The sequence below is a fragment of the Kitasatospora sp. NEAU-CNBT7 genome, assembly GCF_057220535.1.
In genome coordinates this window covers 168,221-185,803 of the sequence record NZ_JBXQQB010000006.1, presented here as the reverse complement: position 1 = coordinate 185,803, position 17,583 = coordinate 168,221, and the positions used below count along the sequence as shown (strand labels likewise).

Annotated in this window: 15 protein-coding genes; all 15 read left to right on the top strand. The window is 71.4% G+C overall.

Features of this window, described 5'->3' with window-relative positions:
• The first annotated feature begins 16 nt into the window (after nt 1-16).
• The gene (locus AC2TEW_RS10845; protein ID WP_359887315.1) at nt 17-571 is read left to right on the top strand and encodes a NuoB/complex I 20 kDa subunit family protein; all 555 of its coding nucleotides are present in this window, start codon (nt 17-19) and stop codon (nt 569-571) included.
• Complete coding sequence (locus AC2TEW_RS10840; RefSeq protein WP_484623168.1) at nt 568-1,290, top strand: NADH-quinone oxidoreductase subunit C; 723 nt, start codon at nt 568-570, stop codon at nt 1,288-1,290. The genes AC2TEW_RS10845 and AC2TEW_RS10840 overlap by 4 nt, the downstream gene beginning before the upstream one ends.
• Nucleotides 1,290-2,615 carry an NADH-quinone oxidoreductase subunit D gene (locus tag AC2TEW_RS10835; protein ID WP_484623167.1) on the top strand — a complete coding sequence of 442 codons (1,326 nt, stop codon included), beginning with the start codon at nt 1,290-1,292 and terminating at the stop codon, nt 2,613-2,615. Before AC2TEW_RS10840 ends, AC2TEW_RS10835 begins: the two co-directional genes overlap by 1 nt.
• A complete protein-coding gene (gene nuoE / locus AC2TEW_RS10830) occupies nt 2,612-3,352 on the top strand; it encodes an NADH-quinone oxidoreductase subunit NuoE (RefSeq protein WP_484623166.1) in 741 nt (246 codons plus the stop codon). Before AC2TEW_RS10835 ends, nuoE begins: the two co-directional genes overlap by 4 nt.
• Complete coding sequence (gene nuoF, locus AC2TEW_RS10825) at nt 3,352-4,710, top strand: NADH-quinone oxidoreductase subunit NuoF (protein ID WP_484623165.1); 1,359 nt, start codon at nt 3,352-3,354, stop codon at nt 4,708-4,710. Before nuoE ends, nuoF begins: the two co-directional genes overlap by 1 nt.
• Complete coding sequence (locus AC2TEW_RS10820; RefSeq protein ID WP_484623164.1) at nt 4,707-7,148, top strand: NADH-quinone oxidoreductase subunit G; 2,442 nt, start codon at nt 4,707-4,709, stop codon at nt 7,146-7,148. Before nuoF ends, AC2TEW_RS10820 begins: the two co-directional genes overlap by 4 nt.
• Nucleotides 7,145-8,476 carry an NADH-quinone oxidoreductase subunit NuoH gene (nuoH, locus tag AC2TEW_RS10815; protein WP_484623163.1) on the top strand — a complete coding sequence of 444 codons (1,332 nt, stop codon included), beginning with the start codon at nt 7,145-7,147 and terminating at the stop codon, nt 8,474-8,476. The genes AC2TEW_RS10820 and nuoH overlap by 4 nt, the downstream gene beginning before the upstream one ends.
• A gap of 6 nt (nt 8,477-8,482) precedes the next feature.
• Nucleotides 8,483-9,076 (top strand): NADH-quinone oxidoreductase subunit NuoI, encoded by a 594-nt coding sequence (nuoI, locus tag AC2TEW_RS10810; protein ID WP_484623162.1) that lies wholly within the window; start codon nt 8,483-8,485, stop codon nt 9,074-9,076.
• A complete protein-coding gene (locus AC2TEW_RS10805; protein WP_484623161.1) occupies nt 9,073-9,942 on the top strand; it encodes an NADH-quinone oxidoreductase subunit J in 870 nt (289 codons plus the stop codon). Before nuoI ends, AC2TEW_RS10805 begins: the two co-directional genes overlap by 4 nt.
• Entirely contained in the window at nt 9,939-10,238 is a 300-nt protein-coding gene (gene nuoK, locus AC2TEW_RS10800) for an NADH-quinone oxidoreductase subunit NuoK (protein WP_035798594.1), read from the top strand. Before AC2TEW_RS10805 ends, nuoK begins: the two co-directional genes overlap by 4 nt.
• A 14-nt stretch (nt 10,239-10,252) precedes the next feature.
• On the top strand, nt 10,253-12,148 hold the full coding sequence (gene nuoL, locus AC2TEW_RS10795; RefSeq protein ID WP_484623160.1) for an NADH-quinone oxidoreductase subunit L: 1,896 nt from the start codon (nt 10,253-10,255) through the stop codon (nt 12,146-12,148).
• Between the two features lie 154 nt (nt 12,149-12,302).
• Nucleotides 12,303-13,919 carry an NADH-quinone oxidoreductase subunit M gene (locus AC2TEW_RS10790; protein ID WP_484623159.1) on the top strand — a complete coding sequence of 539 codons (1,617 nt, stop codon included), beginning with the start codon at nt 12,303-12,305 and terminating at the stop codon, nt 13,917-13,919.
• Nucleotides 13,916-15,547 (top strand): NADH-quinone oxidoreductase subunit NuoN, encoded by a 1,632-nt coding sequence (gene nuoN, locus AC2TEW_RS10785; RefSeq protein ID WP_484623158.1) that lies wholly within the window; start codon nt 13,916-13,918, stop codon nt 15,545-15,547. Before AC2TEW_RS10790 ends, nuoN begins: the two co-directional genes overlap by 4 nt.
• Nucleotides 15,548-15,716: 169 nt before the next feature.
• Nucleotides 15,717-16,730 (top strand): polyprenyl synthetase family protein, encoded by a 1,014-nt coding sequence (locus AC2TEW_RS10780; protein ID WP_484623157.1) that lies wholly within the window; start codon nt 15,717-15,719, stop codon nt 16,728-16,730.
• A gap of 144 nt (nt 16,731-16,874) precedes the next feature.
• Complete coding sequence (locus AC2TEW_RS10775) at nt 16,875-17,537, top strand: LuxR C-terminal-related transcriptional regulator (protein WP_484623156.1); 663 nt, start codon at nt 16,875-16,877, stop codon at nt 17,535-17,537.
• The last annotated feature ends 46 nt before the right edge of the window (nt 17,538-17,583 follow it).

The following is a 17,583-nucleotide window of genomic DNA, read 5'->3' as shown; positions in this document are numbered from 1 at the left end:
CATTGAGAGGGAACTGATGGGAATCGAGGAGAAGCTGCCGAGCGGCTTTCTGCTCACCAGCGTGGAGGCCGCCGCCGGGTGGGTGCGGAAGGCGTCTGTCTTCCCCGCCACCTTCGGACTCGCCTGCTGCGCGATCGAGATGATGACCACCGGCGCGGGCCGCTACGACCTGGCCCGGTTCGGCATGGAGGTCTTCCGCGGCTCGCCCCGGCAGGCCGATCTGATGATCGTGGCAGGGCGGGTGAGCCAGAAGATGGCCCCGGTGCTGCGCCAGGTGTACGACCAGATGCCGAACCCCAAGTGGGTCATCTCGATGGGCGTCTGCGCATCCTCCGGCGGCATGTTCAACAACTACGCGATCGTCCAGGGCGTCGACCACATCGTGCCCGTGGACATCTACCTGCCGGGCTGCCCGCCGCGGCCGGAGATGCTGCTCGACGCGATCATCAAGCTGCACGACAAGATCCAGCACGAGAAGCTCGGGGTCAACAAGCGCCGCGCCGAGGAGGAGGCCGAGCGGTTCGCCCTGCAGGCCACCCCGGTCAGCGAGATGCGGGGGCTGCTGCGATGAGCGACGACGACGCCACCGTCCCCGCCACCCGCAAGGAACCGCACCGCACCGAGCTGCCGGTCGAGGTGGTCGGCCGCCGCCAGGGCATGTTCGGCGCCCACGGCACCGGCGACACCTCCGGCTTCGGCGGCCTCAGCGCACCGATCGTGCTGCCGCCGGCCAGCGTCCGCCCGTACGGCCACGACTTCGACGAGGTCGCCGACGAGCTGGAGGGCGCCCTGGAGGAGCAGGGCCTCGACCCGGCCGACGTGATCGGGAAGACCGTGGTCGACCGCGGCGAACTCACCTTCCACATCGACCGCGCGCACCTGCTGCGCACGGTACGGATCCTGCGCGACGACCCGGCGCTGCGCTACGAACTCTGCCTCGGCGTGAGCGGCGTGCACTACCCGAGCGACCAGGGCCGCGAACTGCACGCGGTCTACCACCTGCGGTCGATCACCCACGGCCGGCAGCTGCGGCTGGAGGTCACCGCACCCGACGCCGACCCGCGGATCCCCTCCGTGGTCAGCGTCTACCCGACCAACGACTGGCACGAGCGCGAGACCTACGACTTCTTCGGCCTGGTCTTCGAGGGCCACCCCGCGCTCACCCGGATCATGATGCCGGACGACTGGCTGGGTCACCCGCAGCGCAAGGACTACCCGCTCGGCGGCATCCCCGTCGAGTACAAGGGCGCCCAGATCCCGGCGCCCGACCAGCGGAGGTCGTACAGCTGATGACCACAGACTTCGAAGCAGGGGCGCGCGAGACCACCGAGGGACGGGTGTTCACCGTCACCGGCGGCGACTGGGGCGAGGTGGTCGACGCCGTCGGCCGCGCCGACGACGAGCGGATCATCGTCAACATGGGCCCCCAGCACCCGTCCACCCACGGCGTGCTGCGGCTGATCCTGGAGATCGACGGCGAGACGGTGACCGAGGCCCGCTGCGGCATCGGCTACCTGCACACCGGCATCGAGAAGAACATGGAGTTCCGCAACTGGGTCCAGGGCACCACCTTCGTGACCCGCATGGACTACCTGACCCCGCTGTTCAACGAGACCGCGTACTGCCTGGCCGTGGAGAAGCTGCTCGGCATCACCGAGCAGATCCCGGACCGGGCCACCGTGATCCGGGTCCTGATGATGGAGCTCAACCGGATCTCCTCGCACCTGGTGGCGCTCGCCACCGGCGGCATGGAGATCGGCTCCACCACCCTGATGATCTACGGCTTCCGGGACCGCGAGGTCATCCTCGACATCTTCGAGCTGGTCACCGGCCTGCGGATGAACCACGCCTACGTCCGCCCCGGCGGGCTGGCCCAGGACCTCCCGCCCGGCGCCGTCGACCAGGTCCGCGAGGGCGTCAAGCTGCTCCGCTCCCGGATGCACGAGTACGACAAACTGGCCACCGACAACCCGGTGTTCAAGGCCCGGCTGGTCGACGTCGGCCACCTGGACCTGGCCGGCTGCCTGGCGCTCGGCGCCACCGGCCCGATCCTGCGCGCCACCGGCCTGCCGCACGACCTGCGCAAGTCCGACCCGTACTGCGGGTACCAGGACTACGACTTCGAGGTCGCGGTCGCCGACACCGCCGACTCCTACGGGCGGTTCCTGATCCGGCTGGAGGAGATGCGCCAGTCGCTGCGGATCGCCGAGCAGTGCCTGGACCGGCTGAAGCCCGGCCCGGTCATGGTCGCCGACAAGAAGATCGCCTGGCCGGCCCAGCTGGCCGTCGGCCCGGACGGGATGGGCAACTCGCTCGACCACATCCGCACCATCATGGGCACCTCGATGGAGGCCCTGATCCACCACTTCAAGCTGGTCACCGAGGGCTTCCGGGTCCCGGTCGGCCAGGCCTACGCGGCGGTCGAGTCGCCCAAGGGCGAGCTCGGGGTGCACGTGGTCAGCGACGGCGGGACCAGGCCCTACCGGGTCCACTTCCGGGACCCGTCCTTCACCAACCTGCAGACGATGGCGGCGATGTGCGAGGGCGGCCAGGTCGCCGACGTGATCGTCGCGGTGGCCGGGATCGACCCGGTGATGGGAGGAGTGGACCGGTGACCAACGTCGAACTCGGGCTGCCGGCACTGCCGGCCGAGCCGTACCCGGCCGAGGTGCACGAGCGCCTCGCCGCGGACGCCCGCGAGCTGATCGGCCGCTACCCGGTGGCCCGCTCCGCGCTGCTCCCGCTGCTGCACCTGGTGCAGGCCGAGGAGGGCTTCGTCAGCCGGACCGGGATCCGCTTCTGCGCCGAACAGCTGGAGCTCACCACCGCCGAGGTCACCGCGGTCGCGACCTTCTACACCATGTACCGGCGCCGGCCCGCCGGGAAGTACCACGTGGGCGTCTGCACCAACACCCTGTGCGCGGTCCTCGGCGGCGACCAGATCTTCGCCGAACTCCAGGACCACCTGGGCGTCAAGAACAACGAGACCACCGCCGACGGCGAGATCTCGATCGAGCACATCGAGTGCAACGCGGCCTGCGACTACGCCCCCGTGGTGATGGTCAACTGGGAGTTCTTCGACAACCAGACCCCCGAGAGCGCCAAGCAGCTGGTCGACGACCTGCGGGCCGGCCACGACCCGCAGCCCACCCGCGGCGCCCGGCTCTGCTCGTTCAAGGAGACCTCCCGGATCCTGGCCGGCTTCCCCGACGAGCGCCCCGGCGCGGTCGACGCCTCCGGCGCCGGCGGCACCCCCTCGCTGGCCGGCCTGCGGCTGTCCAAGGGCGAGGCGCTGCCCGGCGCCCCGGGCACCAAGGTGGTCTCCCCGCGGCACGAAGGGACGGAAGCGTGATGACCTCCGCAGAGCCGGCCGAGAAGCTCCTCTCACCGGTCCTCTCCGCCTCCTGGGACGACGACCGCCCCTGGACCCTGGACACCTACCTGCGCCACGACGGGTACCAGGGCCTGCGGGCCGCCCTCGACATGGCCCCCGACGACCTGATCGCCCTGGTCAAGGACTCCGGCCTGCGCGGCCGCGGCGGCGCCGGCTTCCCGACCGGCATGAAGTGGCAGTTCATCCCGCAGAACGACGGCAAGCCGCACTACCTGGTGGTCAACGCCGACGAGTCCGAGCCGGGCACCTGCAAGGACATCCCGCTGCTCTTCGCCAACCCGCACAGCCTGATCGAAGGCATGGTCATCGCGTCCTACGCGATCCGCTGCACCCACGCCTTCATCTACCTGCGCGGCGAGGTCGTCCCGGTGCTGCGCCGGCTCCACGCGGCCGTTGCCGAGGCCTACGAGGCCGGGTACCTCGGCAAGGACATCCTCGGCTCCGGCGTCGACCTCGACATCACCGTGCACGCCGGCGCCGGGGCGTACATCTGCGGCGAGGAGACCGCGCTGCTGGACTCGCTGGAGGGCCGCCGCGGCCAGCCCCGGCTGCGGCCGCCGTTCCCGGCCATCGCCGGCCTCTACGCCTGCCCGACCGTGGTCAACAACGTCGAGTCGATCGCCTCGGTGCCGCCGATCCTGGCCCGCGGCAAGGAGTGGTTCAAGTCGCTGGGCACCGAGAAGTCGCCCGGCTTCACGCTCTACTCGCTCTCCGGCCACGTCACCAACCCCGGCCAGTACGAGGCACCGCTCGGTGTCACGCTGCGCCAGCTGCTGGACATCAGCGGCGGCATCCGGGCCGGCCACCGGCTGAAGTTCTGGACCCCGGGCGGCTCCTCCACCCCGATGTTCACCGACGAGCACCTCGACGTCCCGCTCGACTACGAGGGCGTCGGCGCGGCCGGCTCGATGCTCGGCACCAAGGCCCTGCAGATCTTCGACGAGACCACCTGCGTGGTGCGGGCCGTCACCCGGTGGACCGAGTTCTACGCCCACGAGTCCTGCGGCAAGTGCACCCCCTGCCGCGAGGGCACCTACTGGCTGGTCCAGCTGCTCAAGCGGATCGAGGCCGGCCAGGGCGTCGAGGGCGACCTGGAGAAGCTGCTCGACATCGCCGACAACATCAACGGCAAGTCCTTCTGCGCCCTGGGCGACGGCGCCGCCAGCCCGATCGTCTCCTCGCTCCAGCACTTCCGCGCCGAGTACGAGCAGCACCTCGCCGAGCGCCGCTGCCCCTTCGACCCGGCCGCCGCCACGGTGTGGGCCGGCCGGTCGTCCGCCCACGAGTCCGCCACCGAGAGGGAGGTGCACGCGTGACGATCACTGAGCCCTCCACCCAGGTGGAGCTGGTCACGCTCACCATCGACGGCGTCGAGGTCCAGGTCCCCAAGGGGACCCTGGTGATCCGCGCCGCCGAACAGATCGGCACCCAGATCCCGCGCTTCTGCGACCACCCGCTGCTCGCCCCCGCCGGGGCCTGCCGGCAGTGCATCGTGGAGGTCGAGGGCCAGCGCAAGCCGGTCGCCTCCTGCACCATCCCGGTCGCCGAGGGCATGGTGGTGCGCACCCAGGTCAGCTCACCGGTCGCGGAGAAGGCCCAGCGCGGCGTGATGGAGCTGCTGCTGATCAACCACCCGCTGGACTGCCCGGTCTGCGACAAGGGCGGCGAGTGCCCGCTGCAGAACCAGGCGATGTCCACCGGCGCCGCCGACTCCCGGTTCGAGGGCATGAAGCGGACCTACGAGAAGCCGGTGCCGATCTCCACCCAGGTGCTGCTGGACCGCGAGCGCTGCGTGCTGTGCGCCCGCTGCACCCGCTTCTCCCAGGAGATCGCCGGGGACCCGTTCATCGACCTGGTCGAGCGCGGCGCGCTCCAGCAGGTCGGCACCGGCGAGGGCGACGACTTCGAGTCGTACTTCTCCGGCAACACCATCCAGATCTGCCCGGTCGGCGCCCTCACCTCGGCCGCCTACCGGTTCCGCTCCCGCCCGTTCGACCTGGTCTCCTCGCCCAGCGTGTGCGAGCACTGCTCGGCCGGCTGCGGCCAGCGCACCGACCACCGGCGCGGCAAGGTGCTGCGCCGGCTGGCCGGCAACGAGCCGGAGATCAACGAGGAGTGGAACTGCGACAAGGGCCGGTTCGCCTTCCGCTACGCACAGCAGCGCGACCGGCTGACCACCCCGCTGGTCCGCGACGGGAGCGGTGAACTCGTCCCCGCCTCCTGGTCCGAGGCACTGGCCGCCGCCGCCGAGGGGCTGCGCGGCGCCCGCGCCGGGGTGCTCACCGGCGGCCGGGTGACCGTCGAGGACGCGTACGGCTACGCCAAGTTCGCCCGCGTGGTGCTGGGCACCAACGACGTGGACTTCCGCTCCCGCCCGCACAGCGGCGAGGAGGCGGACTTCCTGGCCGCCGCCGTCGCCGGCCGCGGGGTCGACCTGGACGGCGACGCGGTCTCCTACCGGGACCTCGAGGCCGCGCCCGCGGTCCTGCTCGCGGGCCTGGAACCCGAGGAGGAGGCGCCGATCGTCTTCCTGCGGCTGCGCAAGGCCAACCGGGCGGCCGGCCTCAAGGTGTACGCCATCGCCTCGCACGCCACCCGGGGCCTCGGCAAGCTGCGCGGCGCGCTGCTGCCGGCCGCCCCCGGCACCGAGGCCGAGTGGCTGACCGCACTGGCCGGCGACGAGGTGCTCGCCGACGACGCCGGCCGCGCGGCCGACCGGCTGCGCGCCCCCGGCGCGGTGATCCTGGTCGGCGAGCGGCTGGCCACCGTCCCCGGCGCGCTGACCGCCGCACTGAACCTCGCCGCCGTCACCGGCGCCCGGCTGGCCTGGGTGCCGCGCCGGGCGGGGGAGCGCGGCGCCGTCGAGGCCGGCGCGCTGCCCGGGCTGCTGCCCGGCGGCCGGGCGGTCGCGGTACCGTCCGCCCGCGCCGAGGCGGCCGCCTTCTGGGGCGTCGCCGACCTGCCGGCCCGGCCCGGCCGGGACACCGACCAGATCCTGGCGGCGACCGTCCAGGGCGACCTGACCGCGCTGGTGCTCGGCGGGGTGGGCCTGGACGACCTGGCGGACCCGGCACTGGCCGAGGAGGCGCTGACCCGGGCCGGCTTCGTGCTGTCGCTCGAGCTGCGGCCGTCCGCCGTCACCGCCCACGCCGACGTGGTGCTGCCGGTGGCCGCGGTGGCCGAGAAGGCCGGCACCTTCCTGGACTGGGAGGGCCGGGTCCGGATGTTCGAGCCGGCCCTCAAGCCCGACCAGCTGATGCAGCGCCAGCTGCACCCGGACGTCCGGGTGCTGACCATGCTGGCCGATGCGCTCGGCCGTCCGCTGAGCCTGCCGGACGTCCGCGCGGCCCGGCTGGAGCTGGACCGTTTCACCCCGTGGCAGGGCGACCGCACCCCCGCCCCGGCGGTGGCCCCGGCCCCGCTGCCGCGCCCGGCGGCCGGCCAGGCGGTCCTCGCCGGCCACCGGCTGCTGCTGGACAACGGCTCGCTGCAGGACGGCGACACCCACCTGGCCGGCACCCGGCACCGGGCGGTCGCCCGGCTGTCGCCGGTGACCGCCAAGGAGATCGGCGCCGAGCGGGCGGTCGAGGTGACCGGCCCGGCCGGATCCCTGGTCCTGCCGCTGGAGCTGACCGACGGGCTCCCGGACCGCACGGTCTGGCTGCCGCTCAACTCCACCCCGGGCGGCGCGCACCGCGCCCTCGGCACCACCGTCGGCCACCTGGTCACCGTCGCCCCGGCCGAGGAGGAATGATGCTTGCCGCCTACGAGACCCTGGGCTTCTTCGGCCGCGACCCCTGGTGGCTGGTGCTGCTGAAGGCCGTCTTCGTCTTCGCCTTCCTGGTCCTGACGGTGCTGATCGCGATCGTCTGGGAGCGCAAGGTCGTCGCCTGGATGCAGCTGCGGATCGGCCCCAACCGGCACGGCCCCTGGGGGCTGCTGCAGTCGCTGGCCGACGGCGTCAAACTGGCGCTGAAGGAGGACCTGGTGGTGAAGGGCGCCGACAAGGCGGTCTACATCCTGGCCCCGATCGTCAGCGCCATCCCCGCCTTCATGGCCTTCGCGGTGATCCCCTTCGGCCCGGCCGGCGACGAGATCTCGATCTTCGGCACCCGGACCCCGATGCAGCTCACCGACCTGCCGATCGCGCTGCTGTACATCCTGGCCACCGCCTCGGTGGGGATCTACGGCATCGTGCTGGCCGGCTGGTCCTCGGGCTCCACCTACCCGCTGCTCGGCGGCATCCGCTCCTCCGCCCAGATGATCAGCTACGAGATCGCGATGGGCCTGTCGTTCGCGGCGGTGTTCATCTACTCCGGCTCGATGTCCACCTCGGAGATCGTCGCCTCGCAGCAGCCGACCTGGTTCGCGGTGCTGCTGCCGGTCTCCTTCATCGTCTACATCATCGCGATGGTCGGCGAGACCAACCGGGCGCCGTTCGACCTCCCGGAGGCCGAGGGCGAGCTGGTCGGCGGCTTCAACACCGAGTACTCCTCGCTGAAGTTCGCGATGTTCATGCTGGCCGAGTACGTCAACATGGTCACCGTCTCGGCGGTCGCCTCCACCCTGTTCCTGGGCGGCTGGCGGGCCCCCTGGCCGATCTCCACCTTCTGGGAGGGGGCCAACCACGGCTGGTGGCCGCTGCTGTGGATCACCATCAAGATCCAGCTGCTGCTGTTCTTCTTCATCTGGCTGCGCGGCACCCTGCCCCGGCTGCGCTACGACCAGTTCATGAAGCTGGGCTGGAAGGTCCTGATCCCGGTCTCGCTGGTCTGGCTGGTGATGGTCGCCAGCGTCCGGGCGCTGCGCAACGAGGGCTACGACTTCGGCAAGGTCGTGCTGTACGTCGGAGCGCCGATCGCGGTGCTGCTGCTGCTCGCCCTGGTCCGGGACGTGATCCGGCGAAAGCCCGAACCCGGGCCCGCGGCCGATGCAGGCCCGGCGGAGTTCGACCCGATGGCGGGCGGCTACCCGGTACCGCCGATGCCCGGCCAGGAACTCCCCCCGGTGCCCCGCCGCCGCAGCCGCGCCCCGCAACTCCAGGACGCCCTCAACGGCGCCGACCATTCCGAAGGGAGCTGAACCGAGATGTCGGACAAGAGCGCTGACAAGCCGTCGATCCTCGGCCCGGCAGCCGGCTTCGGCGTGACCTTCCAGGCCATGTTCAAGAAGCGGCTGACCGAGCAGTACCCGGAGCAGAAGAAGCCCACCGCCCCGCGCTTCCACGGCCGCCACCAGCTCAACCGGCACCCGGACGGCCTGGAGAAGTGCGTCGGCTGCGAGCTCTGCGCCTGGGCCTGCCCGGCCGACGCCATCTACGTCGAGGGCGCCGACAACACCGAGGAGGAGCGCTACTCGCCCGGTGAGCGCTACGGCGCGGTCTACCAGATCAACTACGCCCGCTGCATCCTGTGCGGGCTGTGCATCGAGGCCTGCCCGACCCGCGCGCTGACCATGACCAACGAGTACGAACTGGCCGACTCCTCCCGGGCCGACCTGATCTTCACCAAGGAGCAGCTGCTGGTCGGGCTGACCGAGGGGATGGTCGACTCGCCGCACTCGATCTTCCCCGGTGCCGACGAGGGCGCCTACTACCGCGGCGAGATCACCGCGGCCGCGCCCGGCACCGTCCAGCAGGAGCGCACCGACCGCGAGAGCCGCGAGAAGGAGGTGCAGTCATGACCTCCACCGGAGAGGCCGTCCAGTTCTGGGTCCTCGCCGTGATCGCCGTCGGCGGCGCGCTGGGCATGCTGCTGATGAAGAAGGCGGTGCACAGCGCGCTCTGCCTGGCCGCCACCATGCTGGCGCTGGCGGTCTGCTACCTGGCGCAGGGCGCGGTGTTCCTGGGCGTGGTGCAGATCGTCGTCTACACCGGCGCGATCATGATGCTCTTCCTGTTCGTGGTGATGCTGGTCGGCGTCACCTCGGCCGACTCCCTCAAGGAGCAGCTGAAGGGCCAGCGGTTCGCCGCGGTGGTCTGCGGCCTCGGCTTCGGGGTGCTGCTGATCGCCGGCATCGCCAACGCGAAGCTCGGCCACTTCACCGGCCTGAGCGAGGCCAACGCCGAGGGCAACGTCCAGGGCCTGGCCCGGCTGATCTTCACCAAGTACGTCTGGGCCTTCGAGGTCACCGGCGCACTGCTGATCACCGCTGCGATCGGCGCCATGGTGCTGACCCACCGCGAGCGGGTCCGGGCCGCCGCCACCCAGCGCGAGCTGGCCGCCCAGCGGGTCCGGGACAACATCCAGGTGCCGCCGATGCCCGCCCCCGGCGTGTACGCCCGGCACAACGCGGTCGACATCCCCGGCCTGCTGCCGGACGGCACCATCGCCGAGGACTCGGTGATGGGCACGCTCCGCGAGCGCGGCCAGATCCGCGACGTCAGCCGGCAGATGCTGGACCGGATGGCCGAGCTGGAGGAGAGCACCGCCGACCGGCTGGGCCGCCCGTCCTCCGCCCGGCCGCCGGTCACCGGCCCGCGCCGGGAGCTGGAGACCGTGCCCACCAAGCCCGCGCCGGGCACCGACGTGAAGGAGGGGACGGAGTGAACCCCGTCAACTACCTCTACCTCGCCGCCCTGCTGTTCACCATCGGCGCCTCCGGGGTGCTGATCCGGCGGAACGCGATCGTGCTGTTCATGTGCGTCGAGCTGATGCTCAACGCCTCGAACCTGGCCCTGGTCACCTTCTCCCGGCTGCACGGCAACCTGGACGGCCAGATCATCGCGTTCTTCACCATGGTGGTCGCCGCGGCCGAGGTCGTGGTCGGACTGGCGATCATCGTGTCCATCTTCCGGACCAGGCACTCGGCTTCGGTCGATGACAGCAACCTGATGAAGCTGTAGGCGGAGGGCCTTCGGTGAACTCTCTCATTCCGCTGCTCGTGGCGGCCCCGCTGGCCGGTGCTGCCCTGCTGCTGCTCGGCGGGCGCCGGCTCGACCGCTTCGGCCACTGGCTGGCCACGCTGCTCGCGGCCACGTCCTTCGGCTTCGGCCTCGCGCTCTTCGCCGACCTGCTCGGCCGTCCCGGCGACGACCGGACCCTGCACGAGACGCTGTACAGCTGGATCCCGGTGAACGGCTTCCAGGCCGACGTCGCCTTCCAGCTCGACCAGCTGTCCATCGTCTTCGTGCTGCTGATCTCCGGCGTCGGCACCCTGATCCACCTGTACTCGGTGGGCTACATGGCGCACGACGAGCGCCGCCGGCGCTTCTTCGGCTACCTCAACCTGTTCCTGGCGGCCATGCTGCTGCTGGTGCTGGCCGACAACTACCTGCTGCTGTACGTCGGCTGGGAGGGCGTGGGCCTCGCCTCGTACCTGCTGATCGGCTTCTGGCAGCACAAGCCCAGCGCGGCGACCGCGGCCAAGAAGGCCTTCCTGGTCAACCGGGTCGGCGACATCGGCCTGTCGATCGCGATCATGCTGATGTTCACCACCTTCGGCAGCTTCACCTTCGGCCCGGTCTTCGGCGCCGCGGGCGAGGCGGACGAGGGCCGGCTGACCGCGATCGGCCTGATGCTGCTGCTCGCCGCCTGCGGCAAGTCGGCCCAGGTGCCGCTGCAGTCCTGGCTCGGTGACGCGATGGAGGGCCCGACCCCGGTCTCGGCCCTGATCCACGCCGCCACCATGGTCACCGCCGGCGTCTACCTGATCACCCGCTCCTCGGCCATCTTCAACCTGGCGCCCGACGCCCAGCTGGTCGTGGTGGTGGTCGGCACGGTCACCCTGCTCTACGGTGCGATCGTCGGTTGCGCCAAGGACGACATCAAGAAGGCGCTGGCCGGCTCGACCATGTCGCAGATCGGCTACATGATCCTGGCGGCCGGCCTCGGCCCGATCGGCTACGCCTTCGCCATCATGCACCTGGTGACCCACGGCTTCTTCAAGGCGGGGCTCTTCCTCGGCGCCGGCTCGGTCATGCACGGCATGGACGACGAGGTGAACATGCGTCACTTCGGCGGACTGCGCAAGTACATGCCGATCACCTTCGTCACCTTCGGCCTCGGCTACCTGGCGATCATCGGCTTCCCCGGCCTGTCCGGCTTCTTCTCCAAGGACAAGATCATCGAGGCCGCCTTCGCCAAGGGCGGCACCGAGGGCTGGATCCTCGGCACCTGCGCCCTGATCGGCGCCGCCGTCACCGCGTTCTACATGACCCGGGTGATGCTGATGACCTTCTTCGGCGAGAAGCGCTGGCAGCCCGACGCCGAGGGCCACCAGCCGCACCCGCACGAGTCGCCGTCCACCATGACGCTGCCGATGATCGTGCTGGCCTTCGGCTCGGTCTTCGCCGGCGGCCTGTTCGCCTACGGCGACTCCTTCGTCAACTGGCTGGAGCCGGTCACCGGCCACGCCGAGGGCGACTCCCCGCTCACCCCGCTCACCGTCACCCTGATCACCACCGCCCTGATGGTGGTCGGCGTCGCGATCTCGTACGCCATGTACGGACGCTCGCCGGTCCCGGTCGAGGCCCCGAAGGGCTCGCTGCTCACCAGGGCCGCCAGGCGCGACCTGATGCAGGACGAGATCAACCACGCGGTGCTGGTCCGGCCGGGCACCGGCCTGGTCGCCTCGCTGGTCTTCTTCGACAGCAAGGCGGTGGACGGCTTCGTCAACGGCCTGGCCGCCACCATCGGCGGGCTCTCCGGCCGGCTGCGCCTGATGCAGACCGGGTTCGTCCGCTCGTACGCGCTCTCCATGTTCGGCGGCACGCTGGTGCTGGTCGCCACCACTCTCCTGATGAGGTCAGTGTGACTGCTACTCGCGCGCTCGCCTCCGAGCGCTCAGGCCCGGTGCCGACACTCGTCGCTCCGGCGCTCCTTCCTCCGTCGGTCGCTGGTCGTTCCTCGCTTTCGGCACCGGCGCGCTCTTCGGCTCGGCGCGGGGTTGTGATGGCGGGAGGCCGGCCGTGAGCTACCTGCTGACCGCCACCTGTGCCGTTCCCGCCGCCGGTGCCGTGCTCACCGCCGCGCTGCCGGCCGGGACCACCGATGCGCGCCGCCGGACCACCAAGACCGTCGCGGTCGCCGTGTCGGCCGCCACCCTGGCGCTCGCCGCCCTGGTGGCCGTCAGGTTCGAGCCGGGCGGGGCGCGGTACCAGCTGACCGAGTCGTACAGCTGGATCCGCTCCTTCGGCATCAGCTTCTCGCTCGGCGCCGACGGCATCGGGGTGGCGCTGACCCTGCTCACCGCGGTCCTGGTGCCGCTGGTGCTGCTGGCGTCCTGGCACGACGCCGATCCGGCGCCCGCCCCCGAGGGGACGTTCGAGAACCGCCGCCGCACCCAGGGCTTCTTCGCCCTGATCCTGGCGGTGGAGGCGATGGTGATCGTCTCCTTCCTGGCCACCGACGTCTTCGTGTTCTACGTGTTCTTCGAAGCCATGCTGATCCCGATGTACTTCCTCATCGGCGGTTTCGGCGACCGAGCGGGCGGCGCCGACTCGGCCGCCCAGCGCTCCTACGCCGCGGTGAAGTTCCTGCTGTACAACCTGCTCGGCGGCCTGGTGATGCTGGCCGCCGTGATCGGCCTGTATGTGATCGGGCAGAACCAGGGCTTCGCCACCTTCGACCTGCCGACGCTGACCGGCGCCATCGCCGACGGCAAGCTGGTGATCGACCCGGTCGCGCAGAAGGCGCTGTTCCTCGGCTTCTTCTTCGCCTTCGCGGTCAAGGCCCCGCTGTGGCCGCTGCACACCTGGCTGCCGAACGCGATGGGCGAGGCCACCGCCGGCACCGCCGTACTGATCACCGCGGTGGTCGACAAGGTCGGCACCTTCGCGATGCTGCGCTTCTGCCTCGGCCTGTTCCCGGACGCCTCGAAGACCTTCGCCCCGGCGATCATGGTGCTCTCGCTGGTCTCCATCGTCTACGGCGCGCTGCTGGCCGTCGGGCAGAAGGACATCAAGCGGCTGGTCGCGTACGCCTCCATCTCGCACTTCGGCTTCATCATCATGGGTATCTTCGCGATGACCAGCCAGGGCCAGAGCGGCGCCACCCTCTACATGGTCAACCACGGCATCTCCACCGCCGCCTGGATGCTGGTGGCCGGCTTCCTGATCTCCCGTCGCGGCTCGCGCCTGATCGCGGACTACGGCGGGGTGCAGAAGGTCGCCCCGGTGCTGGCCGGCACCTTCCTGATCGGCGGTCTGGCCACCCTGTCACTGCCGGGGCTGGCGCCGTTCGTCAGTGAGTTCCTGGTCCTGGTGGGCACCTTCAGCCGCTACCCGGTGGTCGGGATCATCGCCACCTTCGGCATCGTGCTGGCCGCGCTGTACGCCCTGGTGCTCTACCAGCGCACCATGACCGGCCCGGTCAAGGAGGGCGTGCGCCACCTGCCCGACCTGAAGCTGCGCGAACTCGCCGTGGTCACCCCGCTGGTGGCGCTGACCATCCTGCTCGGCGTGTACCCCAAGCCGCTCACCGACATCGTCAACCCGGCGGTGGACGCCACCCTTTCGCAGGTCCACCAGACCGATCCGGCACCGGCCCACCCGGTCGCCGCCACCACCGGAGGTGAGCAGAAATGACCGGTTGGCTCGCCGCCGCGGGCGGCAACAGCCCGAGCATCCCGGCTCCGCACATCGAGTACGGCCAGCTGTCACCGATGCTGGTGGTCTTCGGCGCCGCGCTGGCCGGCATCCTGGCCGAGGCGTTCCTGCCGCGCCGCTCGCGCCACACCGCCCAGCTGGTGATCGCGCTGCTCGGCCTCGGCGGCGCCTTCGCCGCCGTGGTCGTGCTCGCCGCCCAGGGCCACGGCACCACCAAGGCCGGCCTGCTGGCGATGGGCGCGGTGGCGATCGACGGCCCGGCGCTGTTCCTCCAGGGCGTCATCCTGCTCACCGCGGTGCTGGCGGTGCTCACCTTCGCCGAGGGCCGGCTGGAGCCGCGCCTGAACGGCAACACGGTGGACGCCTTCGCCGCCCAGGCCGCCGCCGTACCCGGCGGCGAGCAGGAGCGCGAGGCGACCCGGGCGGGCCTGCGGACCTCCGAGGTCTTCCCGCTCACCCTGTTCGCGGTCGGCGGCATGCTGCTCTTCCCGGCCGCCAACGACCTGCTGACCATGTTCGTCGCGCTGGAGGTCTTCTCCCTCCCGCTGTACCTGCTGTGCGCGCTCGCCCGCCGGCGGCGGCTGCTCTCCCAGGAGGCGGCGGTCAAGTACTTCCTGCTCGGCGCCTTCGCCTCGGCGTTCTTCCTGTTCGGCACCGCGCTGCTGTACGGCTACGCGGGCAGCGTCCAGCTCGGCGACATCGCGGACGTGGTCTCCGGCGTCGCGCCGGTCACCCCGGCGCTCGCCACCACCACCCAGAACGACGCGCTGCTGCTGATCGGCCTGGCGATGGTCTCGGTCGGCCTGCTGTTCAAGGTCGGCGCGGTGCCGTTCCACTCCTGGACCCCGGACGTGTACCAGGGCGCGCCCACCCCGGTCACCGGCTTCATGGCGGCGGCCACCAAGACCGCGGCCTTCGGCGCCTTCCTGCGGCTGTTCTACGTGGCCTTCCCCGGCCTGCGGTGGGACTGGCGGCCCGTCATGTGGGGTGTGGCCATTCTCACCATGGTGGTCGGCGCGATCCTCGCGGTGACCCAGCAGGACGTCAAGCGCCTGCTGGCGTACTCCTCGATCGCCCACGCCGGCTTCATCCTCACCGGCCTGATCGCCACCAGCCGGCAGGGCCTCGGCGCGGTCCTCTTCTACCTGCTGGCCTACTCCTTCGTCACCCTCGGCGCCTTCGCCGTGGTGACCCTGGTCCGGGACTCCAAGGGCGAGGCCACCCACCTGTCCAGCTGGGCGGGCCTGGGGCGGCGCTCCCCGCTGGTGGCGGCGGTCTTCGCGCTGTTCCTGCTGGCCTTCGCGGGCATTCCGCTGACCAGCGGCTTCACCGGGAAATTCGCGGTGTTCCAGGCCGCGGCGGCCGGCGGGGCGACCCCGCTGGTGATCGTCGGTGTGCTCAGCTCGGCGGTCGCGGCGTTCTTCTACATCCGGGTCATCGTGCTGATGTTCTTCTCCGACCCGCAGCCCAACGGCCCCGCGGTCGCCGTGCCCAGCCCGCTCACCGCCACCGCCATCGGCGTCGGCGTCCTGGTCACCCTCGGCCTCGGCCTGCTGCCGCAGTACTTCCTCGACCTGGCCTCGAAGGCCTCGGTCTTCGTCCGCTAGGGCGCACCGGACCCCGCCCGCCCGCCGGGGCCCTCGACCGAGCGTCGAGGGGCCCTGGCGGGCACGCCCGTGCAGTGATCCACTCGCGACCGGATACGCTGCCTTGTACGTGCAACGGCGGGGATCAGGGACCGGCCCGCTTGATCGACCAGGGACAGGAGTGGTCTTCGTGACCGTCGTGGGGCCCTTCGGGCTGAGCGTGCAGGACCGCGATCTGACCCGCGACGTCCGGGCCGGGATGGACGCCGTGGAGACCTCGCTGGTCGAGGCCGTCAAGAGCGAGGTCCCGTTCATCACGATCACCGCGAGCCACCTGATCGAGGCCGGCGGCAAGCGTTTCCGCCCGCTGCTGGTCATGCTCGCCGCCCGCTTCGGCGATCCGTACGCCCCCGGGGTGGTCCCCGCCGCCGTCGTGGTCGAGCTCACCCACCTCGCCACGCTCTACCACGACGACGTGATGGACGAGGCCCCCGTCCGGCGCGGCGCCCCCAGCGCCAACTCCCGCTGGGACAACTCCGTCGCCATCCTCACCGGCGACTTCCTCTTCTCCCGGGCCTCCCAGGTCCTCGCCGACCTCGGCCCGGAGGCCGTCCGGATCCAGTCCGACGCCTTCGAACGGCTGGTCACCGGCCAGATCCTGGAGACCGCGGGCCCCCGCCCCGGCGACGACGAGCTCCAGCACTACCTGGACGTCATCGCCGGCAAGACCGGCTCGCTGGTCGCCGTCTCCTGCCGCTTCGGCGCCCTGATGTCCGGCGCCGAGCGCTGGATGGTCGACATCCTCGCCCAGTACGGCGAGCGGATCGGCACCGCCTTCCAGCTCGCCGACGACGTCCTCGACATCGCCAGCGACGGCCACGAGTCCGGCAAGACCCCCGGCACGGACCTGCGCGAGGGCGTCCCCACCCTGCCGGTGCTGCTGCTGCGCCAGATGCCGGCCGACCCGTCCGACCCCGAGGACACCCGCCTGCGGGAGCTCCTCGACGCCGACCTCGCCGCCGACGACGAGCTGCACGCCGAGGCGCTGCGCCTGCTGCGCCGCCACCCCGCGCTGGAGCGGGCCCGCCGGGAGACGCTGCGCTACGCCGAGGAGGCCCGGGCCCTGCTCGACCCGCTCCCCGACTGCCCGGCCAAGGCGGCGCTCCAGGAGCTCTGCGACACGGTCGCCATCCGCACCATGTGAGGACGGCCGCGCCAGGGGCGGCTGTCCCGTGCCGCAGGCGGCTGTCCCTGACTTCCGGGGCCGTGGTACCGCCGGATGGGGGAGACTGGGGCCGGCCGATCAAGCCTCAGTAGCAAGCCTCTGTAGCTCCGGAAGGGCACTCCCATGCTGCGCGTCGTCATCGCCGAGGACTCCGTACTCCTGCGGGAGGGCCTGACCCGGCTGCTCACCGACCGCGGTCTGCAGGTGGTGGCGGGGGTCGGTGACGGCGAGGCGCTGCTGAAGACGGTCCACGACCTGGCCGCCGCCGGCGAGCTGCCGGACGTCGTGGTGGCGGACGTCCGGATGCCCCCGACCCACACCGACGAGGGCGTCCGCGCCTGCGTGACGCTCCGCGGCCTGTACCCGGCGGTCGGGGTGCTGGTGCTGTCGCAGTACGTGGAGGAGCGTTACGCGGCGGAGCTGCTGGCGGGCTCCACCCGCGGGATCGGGTACCTGCTGAAGGACCGGGTGGCCGAGGTCCGGGAGTTCGTGGACGCGGTGGTGCGGGTCGCCGAGGGCGGCACGGCGCTGGACCCGGAGGTGGTGCAGCAGCTGCTCAGCCGCAGCCGCAAGGGCGACGTGCTGGCCGGTCTGACCCCGCGTGAGCGGGAGGTGATGGGCCTGATGGCGGAGGGGCGGACCAACACCGCGATCGCCCGGCAGCTGGTGGTCTCGGACGGCGCGGTGGAGAAGCACGTCTCCAACATCTTCCTCAAGCTGGGCCTGGCGCAGAGCCCCGCCGACCACCGCCGGGTCCTGGCCGTGCTGACCTATCTGAATTCCTGAACCCGGCCGGTCCGCCCCCGAACTGCCCCCACCCGTCCTCGACCGG

What these genes read in the sequence shown, in the direction of transcription:
- AC2TEW_RS10845 (WP_359887315.1), top strand. Translation starts at nt 17, where the DNA reads ATGGGAATCGAGGAGAAGCTGCCGAGCGGCTTTCTGCTCACCAGCGTG.
- AC2TEW_RS10840 (WP_484623168.1), top strand. Translation starts at nt 568, where the DNA reads ATGAGCGACGACGACGCCACCGTCCCCGCCACCCGCAAGGAACCGCAC.
- AC2TEW_RS10835 (WP_484623167.1), top strand. Translation starts at nt 1,290, where the DNA reads ATGACCACAGACTTCGAAGCAGGGGCGCGCGAGACCACCGAGGGACGG.
- nuoF (WP_484623165.1), top strand. Translation starts at nt 3,352, where the DNA reads ATGACCTCCGCAGAGCCGGCCGAGAAGCTCCTCTCACCGGTCCTCTCC.
- nuoH (WP_484623163.1), top strand. Translation starts at nt 7,145, where the DNA reads ATGATGCTTGCCGCCTACGAGACCCTGGGCTTCTTCGGCCGCGACCCC.
- nuoI (WP_484623162.1), top strand. Translation starts at nt 8,483, where the DNA reads ATGTCGGACAAGAGCGCTGACAAGCCGTCGATCCTCGGCCCGGCAGCC.
- AC2TEW_RS10805 (WP_484623161.1), top strand. Translation starts at nt 9,073, where the DNA reads ATGACCTCCACCGGAGAGGCCGTCCAGTTCTGGGTCCTCGCCGTGATC.
- nuoN (WP_484623158.1), top strand. Translation starts at nt 13,916, where the DNA reads ATGACCGGTTGGCTCGCCGCCGCGGGCGGCAACAGCCCGAGCATCCCG.
- AC2TEW_RS10775 (WP_484623156.1), top strand. Translation starts at nt 16,875, where the DNA reads ATGCTGCGCGTCGTCATCGCCGAGGACTCCGTACTCCTGCGGGAGGGC.